The 16,375-nt window shown below is 49.7% G+C and carries 14 protein-coding genes and 7 tRNA genes; 17 read left to right on the forward strand and 4 right to left on the reverse strand.

All coding sequences use genetic code 11. The features are described 5' to 3' along the window. Positions 1 to 13: 13 nt before the first annotated feature. The 3 genes from prmC to hemA are packed head-to-tail and all read right to left on the reverse strand — an operon-like array spanning position 14 to position 3,221. Positions 14 to 859, reverse strand: coding sequence for a peptide chain release factor N(5)-glutamine methyltransferase (gene prmC, locus K6Q96_RS13020; RefSeq protein ID WP_251876285.1), 846 nt, complete (start codon positions 857 to 859; stop codon positions 14 to 16). Then, positions 859 to 1,947 carry a peptide chain release factor 1 gene (prfA, locus tag K6Q96_RS13025; RefSeq protein WP_251876287.1) on the reverse strand — a complete coding sequence of 363 codons (1,089 nt, stop codon included), beginning with the start codon at positions 1,945 to 1,947 and terminating at the stop codon, positions 859 to 861. Before prfA ends, prmC begins: the two co-directional genes overlap by 1 nt. A 14-nt stretch (positions 1,948 to 1,961) precedes the next feature. Beyond that, positions 1,962 to 3,221, reverse strand: a complete 1,260-nt coding sequence (gene hemA / locus K6Q96_RS13030; protein WP_251876289.1) for a glutamyl-tRNA reductase — start codon at positions 3,219 to 3,221, stop codon at positions 1,962 to 1,964. A 557-nt stretch (positions 3,222 to 3,778) separates the two neighbouring features. Here hemA and lolB point away from each other — a divergent pair. The 14 genes from lolB (at position 3,779) to K6Q96_RS13100 (ending at position 11,737) form a co-directional block, all read left to right on the forward strand. Then, on the forward strand, positions 3,779 to 4,387 hold the full coding sequence (lolB, locus tag K6Q96_RS13035) for a lipoprotein insertase outer membrane protein LolB (protein ID WP_251876291.1): 609 nt from the start codon (positions 3,779 to 3,781) through the stop codon (positions 4,385 to 4,387). After that, entirely contained in the window at positions 4,384 to 5,232 is an 849-nt protein-coding gene (gene ispE / locus K6Q96_RS13040; protein WP_251876294.1) for a 4-(cytidine 5'-diphospho)-2-C-methyl-D-erythritol kinase, read from the forward strand. Before lolB ends, ispE begins: the two co-directional genes overlap by 4 nt. A gap of 42 nt (positions 5,233 to 5,274) precedes the next feature. Next, entirely contained in the window at positions 5,275 to 6,222 is a 948-nt protein-coding gene (locus K6Q96_RS13045) for a ribose-phosphate pyrophosphokinase (RefSeq protein WP_002542407.1), read from the forward strand. 159 nt (positions 6,223 to 6,381) lie between these two features. Next, the gene (locus tag K6Q96_RS13050) at positions 6,382 to 7,191 is read left to right on the forward strand and encodes a hypothetical protein (protein ID WP_251876296.1); all 810 of its coding nucleotides are present in this window, start codon (positions 6,382 to 6,384) and stop codon (positions 7,189 to 7,191) included. A 177-nt stretch (positions 7,192 to 7,368) separates the two neighbouring features. Beyond that, entirely contained in the window at positions 7,369 to 7,959 is a 591-nt protein-coding gene (gene pth, locus K6Q96_RS13055; RefSeq protein WP_251876298.1) for an aminoacyl-tRNA hydrolase, read from the forward strand. A gap of 51 nt (positions 7,960 to 8,010) precedes the next feature. Then, positions 8,011 to 9,102: a redox-regulated ATPase YchF gene (gene ychF, locus K6Q96_RS13060; RefSeq protein WP_002542409.1), complete on the forward strand. Its 1,092-nt coding sequence runs from the start codon at positions 8,011 to 8,013 to the stop codon at positions 9,100 to 9,102. Positions 9,103 to 9,335: 233 nt separating this feature from the next. Continuing rightward, positions 9,336 to 9,412: transfer RNA gene (locus K6Q96_RS13065), tRNA-Met, on the forward strand. Between the two features lie 21 nt (positions 9,413 to 9,433). After that, a tRNA-Leu gene (locus K6Q96_RS13070) sits at positions 9,434 to 9,520 on the forward strand. A gap of 26 nt (positions 9,521 to 9,546) precedes the next feature. After that, positions 9,547 to 9,621: transfer RNA gene (locus K6Q96_RS13075), tRNA-Gln, on the forward strand. 11 nt (positions 9,622 to 9,632) lie between these two features. After that, positions 9,633 to 9,709: transfer RNA gene (locus tag K6Q96_RS13080), tRNA-Met, on the forward strand. A 91-nt stretch (positions 9,710 to 9,800) separates the two neighbouring features. Then, positions 9,801 to 9,887 (forward strand) — tRNA-Leu (locus K6Q96_RS13085). A gap of 56 nt (positions 9,888 to 9,943) precedes the next feature. After that, positions 9,944 to 10,030 (forward strand) — tRNA-Leu (locus K6Q96_RS13090). A 28-nt stretch (positions 10,031 to 10,058) separates the two neighbouring features. After that, positions 10,059 to 10,133 (forward strand) — tRNA-Gln (locus K6Q96_RS13095). A gap of 131 nt (positions 10,134 to 10,264) precedes the next feature. Beyond that, positions 10,265 to 11,737: a protein adenylyltransferase SelO gene (locus K6Q96_RS13100; protein WP_251876300.1), complete on the forward strand. Its 1,473-nt coding sequence runs from the start codon at positions 10,265 to 10,267 to the stop codon at positions 11,735 to 11,737. Between the two features lie 99 nt (positions 11,738 to 11,836). Here K6Q96_RS13100 and K6Q96_RS13105 read toward each other — a convergent pair whose 3' ends face one another. Beyond that, a complete protein-coding gene (locus tag K6Q96_RS13105) occupies positions 11,837 to 12,997 on the reverse strand; it encodes a 2-octaprenyl-3-methyl-6-methoxy-1,4-benzoquinol hydroxylase (RefSeq protein ID WP_251876302.1) in 1,161 nt (386 codons plus the stop codon). Between the two features lie 294 nt (positions 12,998 to 13,291). On the opposite strand from K6Q96_RS13105, the gene miaB reads away from it, so the two are divergent. The 3 genes from miaB (at position 13,292) to ybeY (ending at position 16,360) form a co-directional block, all read left to right on the forward strand. Beyond that, positions 13,292 to 14,716, forward strand: a complete 1,425-nt coding sequence (gene miaB / locus K6Q96_RS13110) for a tRNA (N6-isopentenyl adenosine(37)-C2)-methylthiotransferase MiaB (RefSeq protein ID WP_251876304.1) — start codon at positions 13,292 to 13,294, stop codon at positions 14,714 to 14,716. A 102-nt stretch (positions 14,717 to 14,818) separates the two neighbouring features. Further along, on the forward strand, positions 14,819 to 15,895 hold the full coding sequence (locus K6Q96_RS13115) for a PhoH family protein (protein WP_062660656.1): 1,077 nt from the start codon (positions 14,819 to 14,821) through the stop codon (positions 15,893 to 15,895). Then, complete coding sequence (ybeY, locus tag K6Q96_RS13120; RefSeq protein WP_251876306.1) at positions 15,896 to 16,360, forward strand: rRNA maturation RNase YbeY; 465 nt, start codon at positions 15,896 to 15,898, stop codon at positions 16,358 to 16,360. Positions 16,361 to 16,375 lie beyond the last annotated feature (15 nt).

Here is a 16,375-nt window from a genome sequence, read left to right on the forward strand (position 1 = left end):
ATTGTTTTGGGTTTTAGCGAATAAAACGCCCTAAGGTAACACGATCCAGCCCAGCATAATCGTGCTGCGTCTCAACATCACTGAATCCTGCTTCAGAAAAAATCGTGCGAACCGCTTCGCCCTGATCGTAGCCATGCTCGATAAGCAGCCAGCCATTATCTGTCAGATACTCAGGGCTCTGCTGACAGATAACACGGATATCCGCTAAACCGTGGTCATCCGCAATCAATGCAGACTTCGGTTCAAAGCGAACGTCACCTTGTGAAAGGTGCGGGTCTTCCGGGTCAATATACGGAGGGTTGCTGACAATCATGGCAAAGCGATGCTCAGGTATATTGCCAAACCAGCTGCTTTGCATAAATTGGGCATTGGTGATGCCGTTTTCAACCTTGTTGCGCTCAGCCAGTGCAACCGCCTCATCACGAAGGTCAACACCGGTCACGGCCATGTCTTTGCGCTCACTGGCAATCGCCAACGCAATCGCGCCCGTACCTGTGCCCAAATCCAACACAGAGCCTTCACCTTGTGGCAAGCGCTCCAATGCCAGCTCTACCAAGCTTTCGGTATCCGGTCTTGGGATCAGAGTGCTGGGCTCCACGCTCAGACGTAGCGACCAGAAATCACGGTAGCCAATGATGTAAGCAACAGGCTCGCCGACTTTGCGACGCTCGAGCAGTGCGTTAAAAACAGTTTCCTCTTCGTCGCTCAGCGCTTTGTCTGACCAGGTGTAGAGATAACTGCTTGGCTTACCGAGGACATGACAGAGCAGCACAGAGGCATCAATACGCGGAGAAGGGCTTTGATGCTCTGCTAACAAAAGCGCTGCATCACGCAGCGCATTTTCAATGCTGATTGGCATTAGTGTTGCTCAGCCAGCGCCGCCAGTTGGTCTGCCTGGAACTCTTGGATGATTGGCTGGATCAGTGAATCCAGATCGCCTTCCATCACTTCGTCCAAACGGTAAACCGTCAGGTTGATACGGTGGTCAGACACTCGGCCTTGCGGGTAGTTGTAGGTACGGATACGGTCTGAACGGTCACCGGAACCCAGCAAGTTACGGCGGGTGCTCGCCTGTTCAGCTGCACGTTTTTCTTCTTCTGCTTTGATCAAACGTGCCGCCAAAACAGCCATCGCTTTGGCTTTGTTCTTGTGCTGTGAACGCTCGTCCTGACATTCCACCACGGTGCCCGTTGGCAAGTGGGTAATACGGATTGCCGAGTCAGTGGTGTTAACGTGCTGACCACCCGCTCCTGATGAACGGAAGGTATCGATTTTCAGATCAGCCGGATTAATTTCCGGGATTTCTGCTTCTGGAATTTCCGGCAAGATAGCAACAGTACACGCTGAGGTGTGAACACGGCCTTGAGATTCAGTAGCAGGAACACGCTGAACGCGGTGACCGCCTGACTCAAACTTCATCACACCGTAAGCACCTTCACCGCTGACTTTGGCAATCATTTCTTTGTAACCGCCATGCTCACCGTGGTTGGCGTTAACCACTTCAACACGCCAGCCTTTCTTCTCAGCAAAGCGGCTGTAGCTGCGGAACAAGTCACCGGCAAAAATTGCTGCTTCATCACCGCCCGCACCCGCGCGGATCTCAAGGAAGCAGTTACGCTCATCGTTAGGATCTTTTGGCAGCAACAGTACCTGAAGCTCATCGCTTAGGCGTTCAATTTCCGCCTTTGCTGCTTTTACTTCTTCCTGCGCCATTTCGCGCATTTCAGGATCGTCTTCGTTCGCCATTTCCCGCGCCGCTTCCAGATCTTCTTCCGCTTGTTTGTAGGAAGTGAAGCATTTGGTCACTTCTTCAAGCTGGCTGTACTCTTTCGACAGTGAACGGAAACGGTCCTGATCGGAGATAACTCCCGGATCGCCAAGCAAATGTTGCACTTCTTCATAGCGCTCACTGAGTGCTTCCAGTTTCGCGATGATCGATGATTTCATAGTGGGTCTTTAAACTATTTCAGGGGATCCAGACCTAAGCTCTGACGTAGCGTTTCCAGTGTACGCTCGTCGCCATTTCTGGCAGCTTCCTGCATGGCCTGAGTAGGGGCATGGATCAGTTTATTGGTTAATTTATTGCTCAGCTCGGCGACCACTTTCTGTGGGTCGGCGCCACTGGCGAGGGCTTGTAAGCTCTTGCTAAGCAATTCATCTTTCAGTGCTTCCGAATGAGCACGGTATTGTTTGATGCTGTCCACCGCTCCGCGGGAACGCATCCATGTCATAAAGCCTTCGCTTTCTTCATCAACAATCGCTTCAGCCTGAATCGCGGCCGCTTTTCGCTGCTCACGGTTGCGCTCAACAATAGAATGTAAATCGTCGACGGTGTAGAGGTAAGCATCGTTCAGCTCACCGACTTCTTCTTCAATATCACGCGGCACGGCAATATCAATAAACAGCATTGGCTGATGACGACGCGCTTTGATAGCTTTTTCCACCATGCCTTTACCGATGATTGGCAATGGCGCAGCAGTTGAGCTGATCACGATATCCGCTTTGTGCATGTGCTCTGGAATCTCTTCCAGAGAAATAATCTCCGCACCAAACGCCTCAGCGAACGGTTTGGCACGCTCGCGGGTGCGGTTGGCAACAATAATGTTTTTACAGTCGTGCTCGAAAAGATGCTTGGCAACCAATTCGATGGTTTCACCTGCTCCCACCAGCAATGCGGTAGAGGTTTCGAGTGACTCGAAAATCTGACGCGCCAGCGAACAGGCAGCAAAAGCCACTGATACCGCATTTCCGCCGATATCTGTTTCCGTGCGAACGCGCTTAGCCACGGTAAAGGTTTTGTGGAACAAACGCTCCAGCGAGCCGGTTACTGAATTTTGCTCAACAGATTCGGCGTAAGCCTGTTTAACCTGCCCCAAGATCTGAGGCTCACCCAATACCAGCGAATCAAGGCCACTCGCCACTCGCATTAAATGCTGCGCCGCCGCTTGGTCATGGTGGGTATAAAGACAGGGAAGCAAAGCTTCGCTGTCGAGTTGATGGAAGTCCTGAAGCCAGTCCACGACAACACCAGGGCTTGGCTGGTCAACTTCACAGTAGATTTCAGTGCGGTTGCAGGTAGACACAATCACCCCACTCTGCACTACCTGCTTTTCTTTCAGCTGGTGCAATGCATCGCGAAGTTGTTGCGGAGAAAAAGCGACTTTCTCACGCAGGTCGACCGCAGCGGTCTTGTGATTGATTCCGAGAACTAACAAGCTCATTAAGCAGGTTTACCGACAGCACCAGATGAAATCCGAGCCGTGGATTTTACTTTATGGGCCCGTCGAATAAAAGATAACATTAGTTCCCTCTTCTCGCTAACAAGCAGAAGTGTGACTTTTCCGCTTTCGTAACAACATATTCGTCCATTTTTTCAACAAGTAACAAATTGCATTATGTGGCTTTGTCCAAGTGGTGTGATATCTACATCGTATTGGAGAGATTTTTACCTCTGCCGCAGATATACCCAAACAACCTGAAGATGCAGGATTCAGCGAGATTGACTGGCGTTGTGATCGCGGCGTTCCTTTGCCGGTGTAGTCACCTCCATCAAAAAGGAACAACAAAGAGCACGGCGTCAGTCAACTCGCCCAAAGGGAGGCCCTCAATGCGCCCACTTCTTCGTTAAATTCCACGGAAATAGAACCACTATTCCTCGTAGAATTTACCTCGAATTGAACGCATTGATGATCTCTGAATGCGAGCATCTTCAGGTTGTTTGGGTATATAATCAGACCACTTCTTTCTCAACAGAGAAAACCGAAAACGGAGTTTGCCTATGTTCAGACGTCATCGCGTCTTGGTTGTATTTTTCCTCGCCCTATTGGGATTGACCGGATGTTCTACCCAACCTATTCCACAAACCGAGTGGCAAACTCATCAAAAAGCATTGGCAGAAATTACTGACTTCACGGCGAAAGGCAAAGTAGCGCTGATTAGTCCAGAACAGCGCGTTTCTGCCAATTTTGTTTGGGAGCAAAAAGATGACGAACTTTCACTCCGCCTGACCAACTTCCTCGGTACTACCCTGTTTAAACTGGATGCCACCCCCGATATTGCGGTTTTGGTCGATGGCGACGGTGAACGTTATGTCGGTAGAAACGCCGCAAGTCTTTTACAGCAACTGACAGGCATTGCCCTGCCCGTTGACGAGATGATGCAGTGGGTCAAAGGGCTGCCTGCAGAACAAAACGAGTATACGCTTGGCGCAGATAACCGTTTGGCATTCCTGAGTGAAGACAAAGCCGATACCAATCAGGCTGGCTGGCAGTTGGAATACACGGGCTACGATGCTGATACCAACAACCTACTGCCATCAAAAATCAAAATGAATCAGCACCAGCAAAAAGTGAATCTGGTGATTTCTGAATGGGTTTTACCTCAATGACACAAACCACTTCTGTTTGGCCAGCGCCGGCCAAACTAAACCTTTTCCTGTATATCACGGGTCAGCGCGATAATGGCTATCACGATCTGCAAACCCTTTTTCAGTTTCTAGATTACGGCGACACGCTTTCCATTACCCTCAATGACAGTGGCGAAGTCACCCTGTCACCGGAAATTGAAGGCGTCCCGGTTGAAGAAAATCTGATCTACCGCGCAGCGATGGCAATCAAAGAAAAAACCGGATGTACCTTGGGCGCGCACATTCACGTCGAAAAAGTGTTGCCAATGGGCGGTGGTTTAGGTGGTGGTTCCTCCAATGCTGCCACCACATTAGTCGCCCTCAATCACCTCTGGGAAACCGAGCTTTCTGTAAATGAATTGGCCGATATGGGGCTCGCACTGGGCGCGGACGTTCCTGTATTTGTGCGCGGTACCACAGCCTTTGCAGAAGGGGTTGGAGAATTGCTCCAACCTGCCGAAGCAGAAGAGAAGTGGTACCTGGTAGCCAAGCCTGAGGTGAGCATTGCCACCGCAAAAATTTTTGGTCACCCCTCACTGACTCGCAATACACCAAAGCGCACACTAAATGCGCTGTTGGCGGCAAATTACGAAAACGATTGCGAAAAGATAGTCAGAGAGTTGTTTCCAGAGGTTGATAAGGCTATTTCGTGGCTGCTAGAATACGCGCCGTCGAGACTGACCGGGACCGGCGCCTGCGTTTTCGCAGAATTCGAAAACGAAGAGGACGCGCGAGCCACCTTAAACAAATTGCCCGACTGGCTCACTGGCTTTGTCGCACGTAGTGTGAATACCTCACCACTGCTATCGACACTGAAAGTACAATGAGACAGACAACACTCAATGGATGCAACCCCGAGGTTTTCCACCGTGCCTGATATGAAGCTGTTTGCTGGTAATGCAACGCCTGTACTCGCCCAACGCATTGCGAATCGCCTATATATGTCACTAGGTGACGCTACTGTTAGTCGTTTTTCTGACGGTGAAGTGTGTGTACAAATCAATGAAAACGTACGGGGTAGCGACGTATTCGTTATCCAGTCGACTTGTGCGCCTACCAATGACAACCTGATGGAATTGGTTGTGATGATCGACGCACTGCGTCGCGCATCAGCTGGCCGAATCACTGCAGTTATCCCTTACTTCGGCTACGCTCGCCAAGACCGCCGTGTGCGTTCTGCGCGTGTGCCAATCACTGCAAAAGTTATCGCAGACTTCCTGTCTAACGTAGGTGTTGACCGCGTTCTGACTGTTGACCTGCACGCAGAGCAAATCCAAGGCTTCTTCGACGTACCAGTAGACAACATCTTCGGTACGCCGGTACTTCTGGAAGACATGCTGGCGAAGAAACTGGAAGATCCAGTCGTTGTTTCTCCAGACATCGGTGGCGTTGTACGTGCACGTGCAACTGCAAAACTGCTGGATGACACTGACATCGCGATCATCGACAAACGTCGCCCACGTGCGAACGTTTCTCAGGTTATGCACCTCATCGGTGACGTTGAAGGCCGTGACTGCATCATCGTTGACGACATGATCGACACCGGTGGTACTCTGTGTAAAGCAGCAGAAGCACTGAAAAACCGTGGCGCGAAGCGTGTCTTCGCTTACGCAACTCACGCAGTGTTCTCTGGCAACGCGCCTCAAAACATCAAAGAATCTGTGATTGACGAAGTGATCGTCACTGACTCAATCCCTCTGAGCGCAGAAATGCAAGCGACCGGTAAAGTTTCACAGCTGACTCTGTCAGGCATGTTGGCTGAAGCAATCCGCCGCATCAGCAATGAAGAATCTATCTCTGCAATGTTCGATTCTTAATCGCTCTCTTTTGCAGATGAAACGCCTCGCTTTCGCGGGGCGTTTTTGTATCAAAATATAATACTTGGAGAAGGCTCGAAGAATATAGATAACTAGAAACGACACCTTGTCAGCCTTGTATAAAATCCCATTGAAGTTTACATATGGAGATGTCAAACAATGATATACACAAGGAATGCGTTGGTTGCCCTACTTCCCATTTTTCTCGCTGCCTGTGGTGGCGGCGGCGGCGGAGATAACAATACCAATACTGGTACAGATATTGTCTCTCTGGCCCCTACCAGTAGCAGCACATATGCAACCTCTGGATATAACACCAAAGAACTCGAATTTAACTCCACCATTATCGTAGATAGCGAGACCGGTATTGTTGTTGGCGGCTCTAAAGTCTCAAGTTACTTCAATACAAGAAACTACATGGGTCTGAATGTCGACCAAGGCGATGAGGTGACCATCAAAGCAAGCGGTGAAAACATTAACTTGATGGAAAGTTGGGACAGTTACGACGGCTACCACTATCAATACATGCTACCCAACGATGCCAGCAGTTATGAATTTAGATTTACACGGGAAGGAACACTGGTTGCAGAAGCAACGTTAGGTTCTTTACCACATGAGATTGATGCAACTCCAACCGTCAATGGCGAAGATATTTTTATCGCTTTTTCTCGCTTGAGCGATCATAAGTATTTCAATCTAGGTGAATCTCTAGAATGTCGAGAATTCGGCAATGGCCAATATTCTGTACTTGATAACCCGGGTAAAGAAGAGGCCCTGACAGATGACTATCAAGGTTCAGTAACGGCACTGTTCAACGAAGACTTGGCAACACTGCAAACAAACTACGAGACCTGCAAGGTCGAGGTTACCCTTGCTGCTACCCCGAAAACCTTGAATCTGACAAAATCACATCGCAATATTTTCATCGAGGCTGCCAGTATCTTGTTTGTTGACGTCACACTGTTTTAATGTCTCATACCTACTGTTAACCGAGCCAACTGTGTTTTGCCGATTAGTTCGACTCCCCTTGAAACCTCATCTTCGTTTGAGTAGATAACCCTCTTGGTGATAGGATAAGCCGCTTTTGGCATCGGCGGTTTACCCTTGTGCATAAAACTGTCTACACAGAATAATGAGAATCTCACCGTGAGCGATAAAATTCGTCTTTTAGTGGGTCTGGCAAATCCAGGGCCGGAATATGCAAAAACCCGTCATAATGCGGGTGCCTGGGTGGTTGAAGAATTAGCGCGCATTCATAACGTGTCGCTGAAAGAAGACAAAAAATACTTCGGTTTGACTGCCAGAATCAGTGTGGGTGGCGAAGACCTGCGTCTACTCGTCCCAACCACATTTATGAATCTGTCAGGCAAGTCGGTCGCTGCACTGGCGAAATTCTTCCAAATTAAACCAGAAGAGATCATGGTGGCTCATGACGAGCTGGATTTGCCACCAGGTGTTGCCAAATTTAAGAAAGGTGGCGGTCACGGTGGCCATAATGGTCTTCGCGACATCATCAGCAAAATGGGCAACAACAAAGAATTCTATCGTCTTCGTATCGGGATCGGGCATCCTGGGCATAAAGACAAAGTGGCAGGTTTTGTGCTGACTAAAGCACCTGCCAACGAACAAAGCAAAATCGAGCAAGCCGTTGACGAAGCCGTTCGCTGCATCGACATTTTGCTGAAAGAAGATCTGGCCAAGGCGCAAAATCGCCTGCATACATTTAAGGCTCAGTAAGCGTCAGCTGACTGAGCTTTCACTGTTTATACAACGAAAGGTTACCATCTCATGGGTTTTAAATGCGGTATCGTTGGTCTGCCAAATGTCGGTAAATCAACTCTGTTCAACGCTCTGACCAAAGCAGGTATTGAAGCGGCTAACTTCCCGTTCTGTACCATCGAACCAAACACTGGCGTGGTACCAGTGCCAGATCTGCGCTTGGACGCACTGGCTAAAATCGTAAACCCACAACGTATCCTGCCAACCACCATGGAATTCGTAGACATCGCAGGTCTGGTTGCAGGTGCTTCTAAAGGTGAAGGTCTGGGTAACAAGTTCCTGGCTAACATCCGTGAAACCGACGCGATTGGCCACGTTGTTCGTTGTTTTGAAAATGACAACATCATCCACGTTGCGGGTAAAGTGAACCCAGCTGACGATATCGATGTTATCAACACCGAACTGGCACTGTCTGACATGGAAGCGTGTGAACGCGCTATCCAGCGCCAAGCGAAGAAAGCGAAAGGCGGTGACCGCGATGCGAAATTCGAAATCGCGGTACTGGAAAAGCTACTTCCAGTGTTGGAAGAAGGCAAAATGCTGCGCTCAGTTGAGCTGACCAAAGAAGAACACGCAGCGGTTGACTACCTGAACTTCCTGACCATGAAGCCAACTATGTACATCGCAAACGTGAATGATGATGGTTTCGAAAACAACCCTTACCTGGACATCGTTCGTGAGATCGCTGAAGCAGAAGGTGCAACCGTTGTTGCAGTTTGTGCAGAAATCGAAGGCGAACTGTCTGAGCTGGACGCTGACGAAGCGGCTGTGTTCCTGGAAGAAATGGGTCTTGAAGAACCTGGTCTGAACCGCGTGATCCGCGCAGGTTACGATCTACTGACGCTACAAACCTACTTCACCGCTGGCGTGAAAGAAGTACGCGCTTGGACTATTCCTGTCGGTGCAACTGCGCCACAAGCTGCGGGTAAGATCCACACTGACTTCGAAAAAGGCTTTATCCGTGCAGAAATCATCGGTTACGACGATTACATCGAAAACAACGGTGAAGCTGGCGCGAAAGTAGCGGGTAAATGGCGCTTGGAAGGTAAAGATTACATCGTTAAAGACGGCGATGTTATCCACTTCCGCTTTAACGTGTAATTAGAAACACAATCTCCTATTGAAAAAGCTGGCTTCTGCCAGCTTTTTTATTTTCCGAAGTTAAGGACTTGCAACGCTTTCAAGCTTGAGTTGTTAGAATTTCAACCTTCCTGCTCACTTTCACACCGAACTCACCAAATGGGTAAAAAAAGCCAAGAAAAAAGGTTGACGTTGTCAGCCCTTCTTCGCATAATGCGCCCCGCACTCAGGGGGAGACCCCAGAAAGTAAAGATGGCTACGTAGCTCAGTTGGTTAGAGCACATCACTCATAATGATGGGGTCACAGGTTCGAATCCCGTCGTAGCCACCACCTTCTTTTCAGTGCAAATATGCGATGGTGGCGGAATTGGTAGACGCGCTAGCTTCAGGTGTTAGTGTCCTTACGGACGTGAGAGTTCAAGTCTCTCCCTTCGCACCAAATCTTTGCTAAGGCAGAGTAACTGTTGGGGTATCGCCAAGCGGTAAGGCAGCGGCTTTTGATGCCGCCATTCCCTGGTTCGAATCCAGGTACCCCAGCCATATTTCAGGTTGGCTACGTAGCTCAGTTGGTTAGAGCACATCACTCATAATGATGGGGTCACAGGTTCGAATCCCGTCGTAGCCACCACTAATATTGAAGGTCTTGAGACTTTCAGCCAGATAAGAGAAACTACCGATTCTCAGAAAGCGAAGGCTTTCAGTCTGGGAAAACAAAATTTGCGATGGTGGCGGAATTGGTAGACGCGCTAGCTTCAGGTGTTAGTGTCCTTACGGACGTGAGAGTTCAAGTCTCTCCCTTCGCACCAAATACCTTGCTCGAAAGAGAGTCAGACAAGGCTAAAAACTGACAACAATTCGGATTGCGATGGTGGCGGAATTGGTAGACGCGCTAGCTTCAGGTGTTAGTGTCCTTACGGACGTGAGAGTTCAAGTCTCTCCCTTCGCACCAAACCTTTGCTGAAAAGCATAAAAACAATTGGGGTATCGCCAAGCGGTAAGGCAGCGGCTTTTGATGCCGCCATTCCCTGGTTCGAATCCAGGTACCCCAGCCATATTTAAAAGCTCGCTTCTAGCGGGCTTTTCTCGTTTTTAAACCTTAAGAATTTCTCCCCAAACCTTACGTGGTTGAAAGCCGCTGCAATCCCTGTACGCTTGAAGTATTCGGAACAAGGAATTAGCAGTCATGGCGTCGTTCGAAAATCCTATCAAGCATCAAGTCTATCTTTCATTACCGGAAGACATGTATTCCCCCCTCGCGCCACGCCGCGTGGAGTCGCCTTCTCTTTTAGCCCTTAACAAAGCGTTACTTGATGAATATGGCTTGTCGAGCAACTGGTTTGAGGATGCCAAAGGCATTCACTTTCTTGCAGGCAATGGCGACTATGACGATGAAAGCCCTGTTACGATGGCTTATGCGGGTCACCAATTTGGGCACTACTCGCCACTGCTTGGGGACGGCCGCGCGCATATGCTCGGGCAACTTCAAAACGCAGAAGGCGAATACGTTGATGTACAACTGAAAGGTTCCGGCAGAACCCCTTACTCGCGAGGTGGAGATGGAAGAGCAACAGTTGGCGCTGTAGTACGCGAATACCTCATCAGCGAAGCCATGGCAGGGCTTGGTATACCAACCACCCGCACCCTTGCCATTCTGGGTACTGGCGAATCCGTGATGCGCGATTACCAAATGGTGCCGGGCGGTATTCAGGTTCGCACAGGTACCAGTCACATTCGCGTAGGCTCTTTTCAATATGCTTATGCCACGATGGGTAAAGATGGCGTCCAAGCGCTTGCCGATCACCTTATCGAACATCACTTCGCGGAAGTGGCCAGTCGTGAAGATAAATACCCAGCCTTACTTGAAGCCGTTGCCGTTCGGCAAGCACAGCTGATTTCTCAATGGATGCTGGTTGGTTTTATCCATGGCGTCATGAACACCGACAATATGTCTTTGGTTGGCGAAACCATCGACTTTGGTCCTTGTGCCTTTATGGATGAATTCAAAGCCAAGAAAGTATTCAGCTCAATTGATCGCGATGGCCGATACGCTTGGGATCAGCAAGCCAATATCGGCTACTGGAACCTGTCACGCTTTGCCGAAACTTTATTGCCGCTGTTTGCTGACGACTCGGATGAGGCGGTGAAGATTGCGGAAGACAAACTTCAGACCTATATCGTCACCTTCCAGGAGCTGTTCCAAAAAGGATTAATGGCTAAGCTCGCGATCACCGCCAATTCAAAAGAGGCTGATGCCTTTGTTAATCAAGCACTGCCAACGCTGGAATCCGAGCGCATAGACTTCACACTGTTCTTTGATGCGCTGACACGTGTTGCCAATGGAGAGGAAGAAACTGAACTGCTTTCCCTGTTCGATAATCAGGAAAAAGGTCAGGTTTGGATAAGTGAATGGAATTCACTTAAAGATGATAGTGAATCAGCACTAAAGGCAATGCGAGAAGCCAACCCTGCATTAATTGCCCGAAACCATCAGGTGGAAAAAGCGATTGAAGGTGCAATGGAAAGGAACGACTTTGCGCTATTCCACCGATTGTCAGAAGCACTGAAAACACCCTACACCGTCAGCGAAGAAAACCGTGATTTACAAACGCCACCAGCACCGGAAGAACGTGTACTAAGGACTTTCTGCGGCACATAGTCTTAGCTCAACAAGTAGATTTAGCGACATGACTGACGCTGGACGCTAGACGCTAGATAAATGGCGATAGACAAGACAGTTTATCGCCATTCAGGTAATTCAAAGGCCCATAGCGTACTTGAGAACCTGTTGCTTAACCGGCCCACTGTTTTCTGCCAGCTTCAAACCCACATTGCGAAGTAGTTTAAGCGGCGCTATTTCGTTGCTGAACCCACCATAGAACACATCCATACCGGTTTGCATGATGAGGTTATCCGGTTTACGTTTGCGCTCGTAACCTGCCAATACGTCTTCATTCAGCCACTCTACACCTGCATCGGCGACTACATCCAGTAAAGCATCCACGTCTTTAAAGCCGAGGTTTACACCCTGCCCTGCGAGCGGATTGATAGTGTGGGCAGCGTCTCCCAATATCACCACATTCTTGTTGAAGTAGCGCTGGGCATGCCGACGCGTTAATGGAAAAGCGCCTTGTTGGATGACTTCAATATCACCCAGCTCTTGCGGGAAGTGCGCAAGGATCTCTTCCCTTAACGCCTCTGGAGACATGGTACACAAAGCTTTTATTCGTGATGGATTGTCATACCACACCAGTGAGCCTTGATGCCCGGGCAGCGGCAGGAAAGACCTTGGACCATCCGGGGTGAACCATTGCCAGGTAATATCTTGCTGTGGCAGCTCAGTTTTAACATTCACCAACATACAATGCTGACGGTAATCCCATGCAGTTACACCAATTTTGGCGTAATCACGTACACGGGAATTCGCCCCATCCGCACCGACCAGCCAACGGCCATGAAGCAAAGTGCCGTCTTCCAATTCAACGACGTGCCCTTCGGAGTCGGCAAGCATAGCGACAATATTGCCCGGGCAAAGTACTTCCAGATTCTCTTGCGCCAAGCAAGCATTCCAAAGCGCGAGTTGCAGGATACGGTTTTCCACAATGAAACCGAGCTCTGCTAAATCCATGCTATCTGCACTGAAGCGGATACGGCACTCAGGATGCTCCCAGGTTTCCAGACGTCGATAGGGGCAAAGACGCATGTCCAGCACGTCATCCCAAACTTTTAGGGATTTGAGCAAAGAGACAGAGGCAGGAGAAATCGCAGACACACGGAGATCCATCGGCTGCTCAGGAGAAAAGGCTTTTGGCTCGCTTCGCTCAACCATGGCCACACGTTTACCCTGCTTAGCAAGGCCCAATGCCGTGGCAGCACCGACCATGCCACCGCCAACGACGATAATATCGAATTGTTTCATAACACAATCTCTAAAATTCCTGCGCCCATTCTAGCGCCACCTCACTTAAATGCGACTCCTGCAGGCGCCGCTCATCCCTAAATCCACTAAAAAATTTGGGGAGAACGTGATCTGGTCACAGATTGACTAAAGCAGTACAATACGCGGCTTATCAACGGTTGGGGCTATTTTTCGTTGCCTCAAGCCGAACAAAGAACCATGATTTTCGGTTGGGATTTCCGCGGCGAACAGCCAGCGATGATTAAGTGATTCCCAGCCGGAACACGTAAAACATCAACATGAGCAATGAGTTACATGGCTAAGAAACTGCTGATCAAAACCTGGGGCTGCCAGATGAACGAATACGATTCATCAAAAATGGCGGATCTGCTCAATGCGGCCGGTGGCTACGAGCTGACCGAGGAGCCGGAAGAGGCAGATGTACTGCTTCTGAATACCTGTTCTATCCGTGAAAAGGCTCAGGAAAAAGTGTTCCACCAGCTGGGTCGCTGGAAAAACCTGAAAGATCAGAAGCCAGGTCTGGTGATCGGCGTAGGCGGCTGTGTAGCTACTCAGGAAGGTGATCACATTCGTGAACGCGCACCTTATGTTGACGTTATTTTTGGTCCGCAAACCCTGCACCGTCTACCTGAGATGATCAAAAAATCTCAGCAGGACGAAGCACCGGTCATGGATATCTCTTTCCCTGAGATTGAGAAATTCGACCGCTTGCCAGAGCCGCGTGCAGAAGGCCCAACGGCATTCGTTTCAATCATGGAAGGCTGCTCTAAGTACTGTACCTTCTGCGTGGTGCCTTACACCCGTGGTGAAGAAGTCAGCCGTCCACTGGACGACGTGCTTTACGAAATCGCACAGCTTGCTGAGCAAGGTGTTCGTGAAGTAAACCTGCTGGGTCAGAACGTTAACGCTTACCGTGGTGAAATGCACGATGGCGAAATCTGCTCATTTGCAGAACTGCTGCGTTATGTGGCGGCGATCGACGGTATCGACCGTATTCGCTACACCACCAGCCACCCAATTGAATTTACTGACGACATCATCGAAGTGTACGAAGACACCCCAGAAGTAGTGAGCTTCCTGCACCTGCCAGTTCAGAGCGGTTCAGACCGTATTCTGACCATGATGAAACGTCCGCATACAGCAATCGAGTACAAGTCGAAGATCCGTAAACTGCGTGCAGCGCGTCCAGGCATCGCAATCAGCTCTGACTTCATCGTAGGTTTCCCAGGTGAAACTGACGCTGATTTCGAAGCGACCATGAAGCTTATCCGTGACGTGAACTTCGACATGAGCTTTAGCTTTGTTTACTCACCTCGTCCAGGCACGCCTGCTGCAGACATGCCTGACGACACGCCAGAGCAAACCAAGAAAGAACGTCTGTATGAACTGCAACAGCAGATCAACGCACAGGCGATGATCTACTCTCGCCAGATGCTGGATTCTGAGCAGCGTATTCTGGTTGAAGGTCCATCGAAGAAGAATCTGATGGAGCTACGTGGCCGTACTGAAAACAACCGCGTGGTTAACTTCGAAGGTTCTGTCGATTTGATCGGTCAGTTCGTTGATGTAAAAATCACCGAAGTACTGCCAAACTCACTGCGCGGTGAGCTGGTTCGTACTGAAAAGGACATGAATCTGCGTATGGCGGTTTCGCCTGCAGAGATGATGGCAAAAACACGCAAAGAAGATGATCTTGGCGTAGGCGTGTATACTCCGTAAATATACGGAGGCCAATAAAGCCATCCCAAGCCTCGCAGAAGCGAGGGTAATCACCTGTTATCGGCGTCCTATACAGACGCCGATAACCATTGCGAGGAAGCATTGAACAAAGTCATTACTTTAGAAGTATCACTGGAACCAGCTGATAATTCGCGCCTGGCCAGCCTCTGCGGCCCTTACGATGACAACATCAAACAGCTCGAACGCCGTTTAGGTGTGGAAATCAATCACCGAAATCATCAATTCTCCGTGGTCGGCCAACCTCACACCGCCACTGCCGCTATCGATATCCTCAAACGACTTTACGTTGAAACCGCACCGGTAAAAGGCAATTTCGTTGACCTCGAGCCAGAGCAGGTACATCTGGCGATCAAAGAAAGTGGTGTGCTGGAACAAAACATCGAGTCGTCGATCCCTTACGGCAAAGAGATCAACATCAAAACCAAGAAAGGCGTGATCAAACCGCGTACACCTAATCAGGCGCAATATATTGCCAACATGGTGACGCATGACATCACCTTCGGTATTGGTCCTGCCGGTACAGGTAAAACTTACTTAGCGGTTGCTGCAGCAGTTGATGCGCTTGAGCGTCAGGAAATCCGTCGTATTTTGCTTACCCGCCCTGCGGTTGAAGCCGGTGAGAAACTGGGCTTCCTGCCAGGCGATCTGAGCCAGAAAGTCGATCCTTACCTGCGCCCGCTCTACGATGCCCTGTTTGAAATGCTGGGTTTTGAACGCGTAGAGAAGTTAATTGAACGCAACGTCATTGAAGTCGCGCCGTTAGCATACATGCGTGGCCGTACGCTCAATGACGCCTTCATCATTCTTGATGAGAGCCAGAACACCACCGTGGAGCAGATGAAGATGTTCCTGACACGTATCGGCTTTAACAGCCGTGCAGTGATCACCGGTGACGTGACGCAGATTGACCTGCCACGTAATGCGAAATCTGGCCTCCGTCATGCGATAGAAGTGTTAGCAGATGTGAACGAAATCAGCTTTAACTTCTTCCAAGCGGATGATGTGGTTCGTCACCCTGTCGTTGCACGTATCGTGCAAGCCTATGATGCATGGGAAGCGGAAGACGCCCGTGCCCGTAAACAAGCGGAAGAGCGACGTCGCCAGGAACGCGAAGCAGCATTAAATGCCGCACCGCCTTCAGAAGAGAAGCAACCGTAAATGCAATATTTTGTCGACCTTCAAATTGCGACACAAAACACCGAGAGTCTGCCCACTGAACAGCAGTTTCAGCATTGGTTTGAGCAAGCCGTCAAATCTTTCCAAGAGCAGGCGGAAGTGACTATCCGTCTTGTGGACGAGTTTGAGAGCCAGTCTCTTAACCGCGACTATCGCGGAAAAGACAAGCCGACCAATGTGCTGTCTTTCCCGTTCGAGGCGCCTCCGGGCGTGGAGTTGGATCTGCTGGGCGACCTGATTATCTGTCGTCAAGTCGTCGAAAAAGAAGCGGAAGAACAGAATAAAGACCTACTTGCCCACTGGGCGCACATGGTTGTACACGGCAGTCTCCATCTGCTAGGTTATGACCATATAGATGATGAAGAAGCCGAAGAGATGGAGTCTCTCGAGATTTCTATCATGAACGCACTGGGTTTCGACAACCCTTATGCGGCGGACTTCATCTAATATCAACGTTGTAAA

It is taken from the genome of Grimontia kaedaensis (genome assembly GCF_023746615.1).
Classification (GTDB): Bacteria; Pseudomonadota; Gammaproteobacteria; order Enterobacterales; family Vibrionaceae; genus Enterovibrio; species Enterovibrio kaedaensis.

What these genes read in the sequence shown, in the direction of transcription:
- miaB (WP_251876304.1), top strand. Translation starts at nt 13,292, where the DNA reads ATGGCTAAGAAACTGCTGATCAAAACCTGGGGCTGCCAGATGAACGAA.
- K6Q96_RS13050 (WP_251876296.1), top strand. Translation starts at nt 6,382, where the DNA reads ATGATATACACAAGGAATGCGTTGGTTGCCCTACTTCCCATTTTTCTC.
- ybeY (WP_251876306.1), top strand. Translation starts at nt 15,896, where the DNA reads ATGCAATATTTTGTCGACCTTCAAATTGCGACACAAAACACCGAGAGT.
- prfA (WP_251876287.1), bottom strand. Translation starts at nt 1,947, where the DNA reads ATGAAATCATCGATCATCGCGAAACTGGAAGCACTCAGTGAGCGCTAT.
- lolB (WP_251876291.1), top strand. Translation starts at nt 3,779, where the DNA reads ATGTTCAGACGTCATCGCGTCTTGGTTGTATTTTTCCTCGCCCTATTG.
- K6Q96_RS13105 (WP_251876302.1), bottom strand. Translation starts at nt 12,997, where the DNA reads ATGAAACAATTCGATATTATCGTCGTTGGCGGTGGCATGGTCGGTGCT.
- K6Q96_RS13100 (WP_251876300.1), top strand. Translation starts at nt 10,265, where the DNA reads ATGGCGTCGTTCGAAAATCCTATCAAGCATCAAGTCTATCTTTCATTA.
- ispE (WP_251876294.1), top strand. Translation starts at nt 4,384, where the DNA reads ATGACACAAACCACTTCTGTTTGGCCAGCGCCGGCCAAACTAAACCTT.
- ychF (WP_002542409.1), top strand. Translation starts at nt 8,011, where the DNA reads ATGGGTTTTAAATGCGGTATCGTTGGTCTGCCAAATGTCGGTAAATCA.
- hemA (WP_251876289.1), bottom strand. Translation starts at nt 3,221, where the DNA reads ATGAGCTTGTTAGTTCTCGGAATCAATCACAAGACCGCTGCGGTCGAC.
- prmC (WP_251876285.1), bottom strand. Translation starts at nt 859, where the DNA reads ATGCCAATCAGCATTGAAAATGCGCTGCGTGATGCAGCGCTTTTGTTA.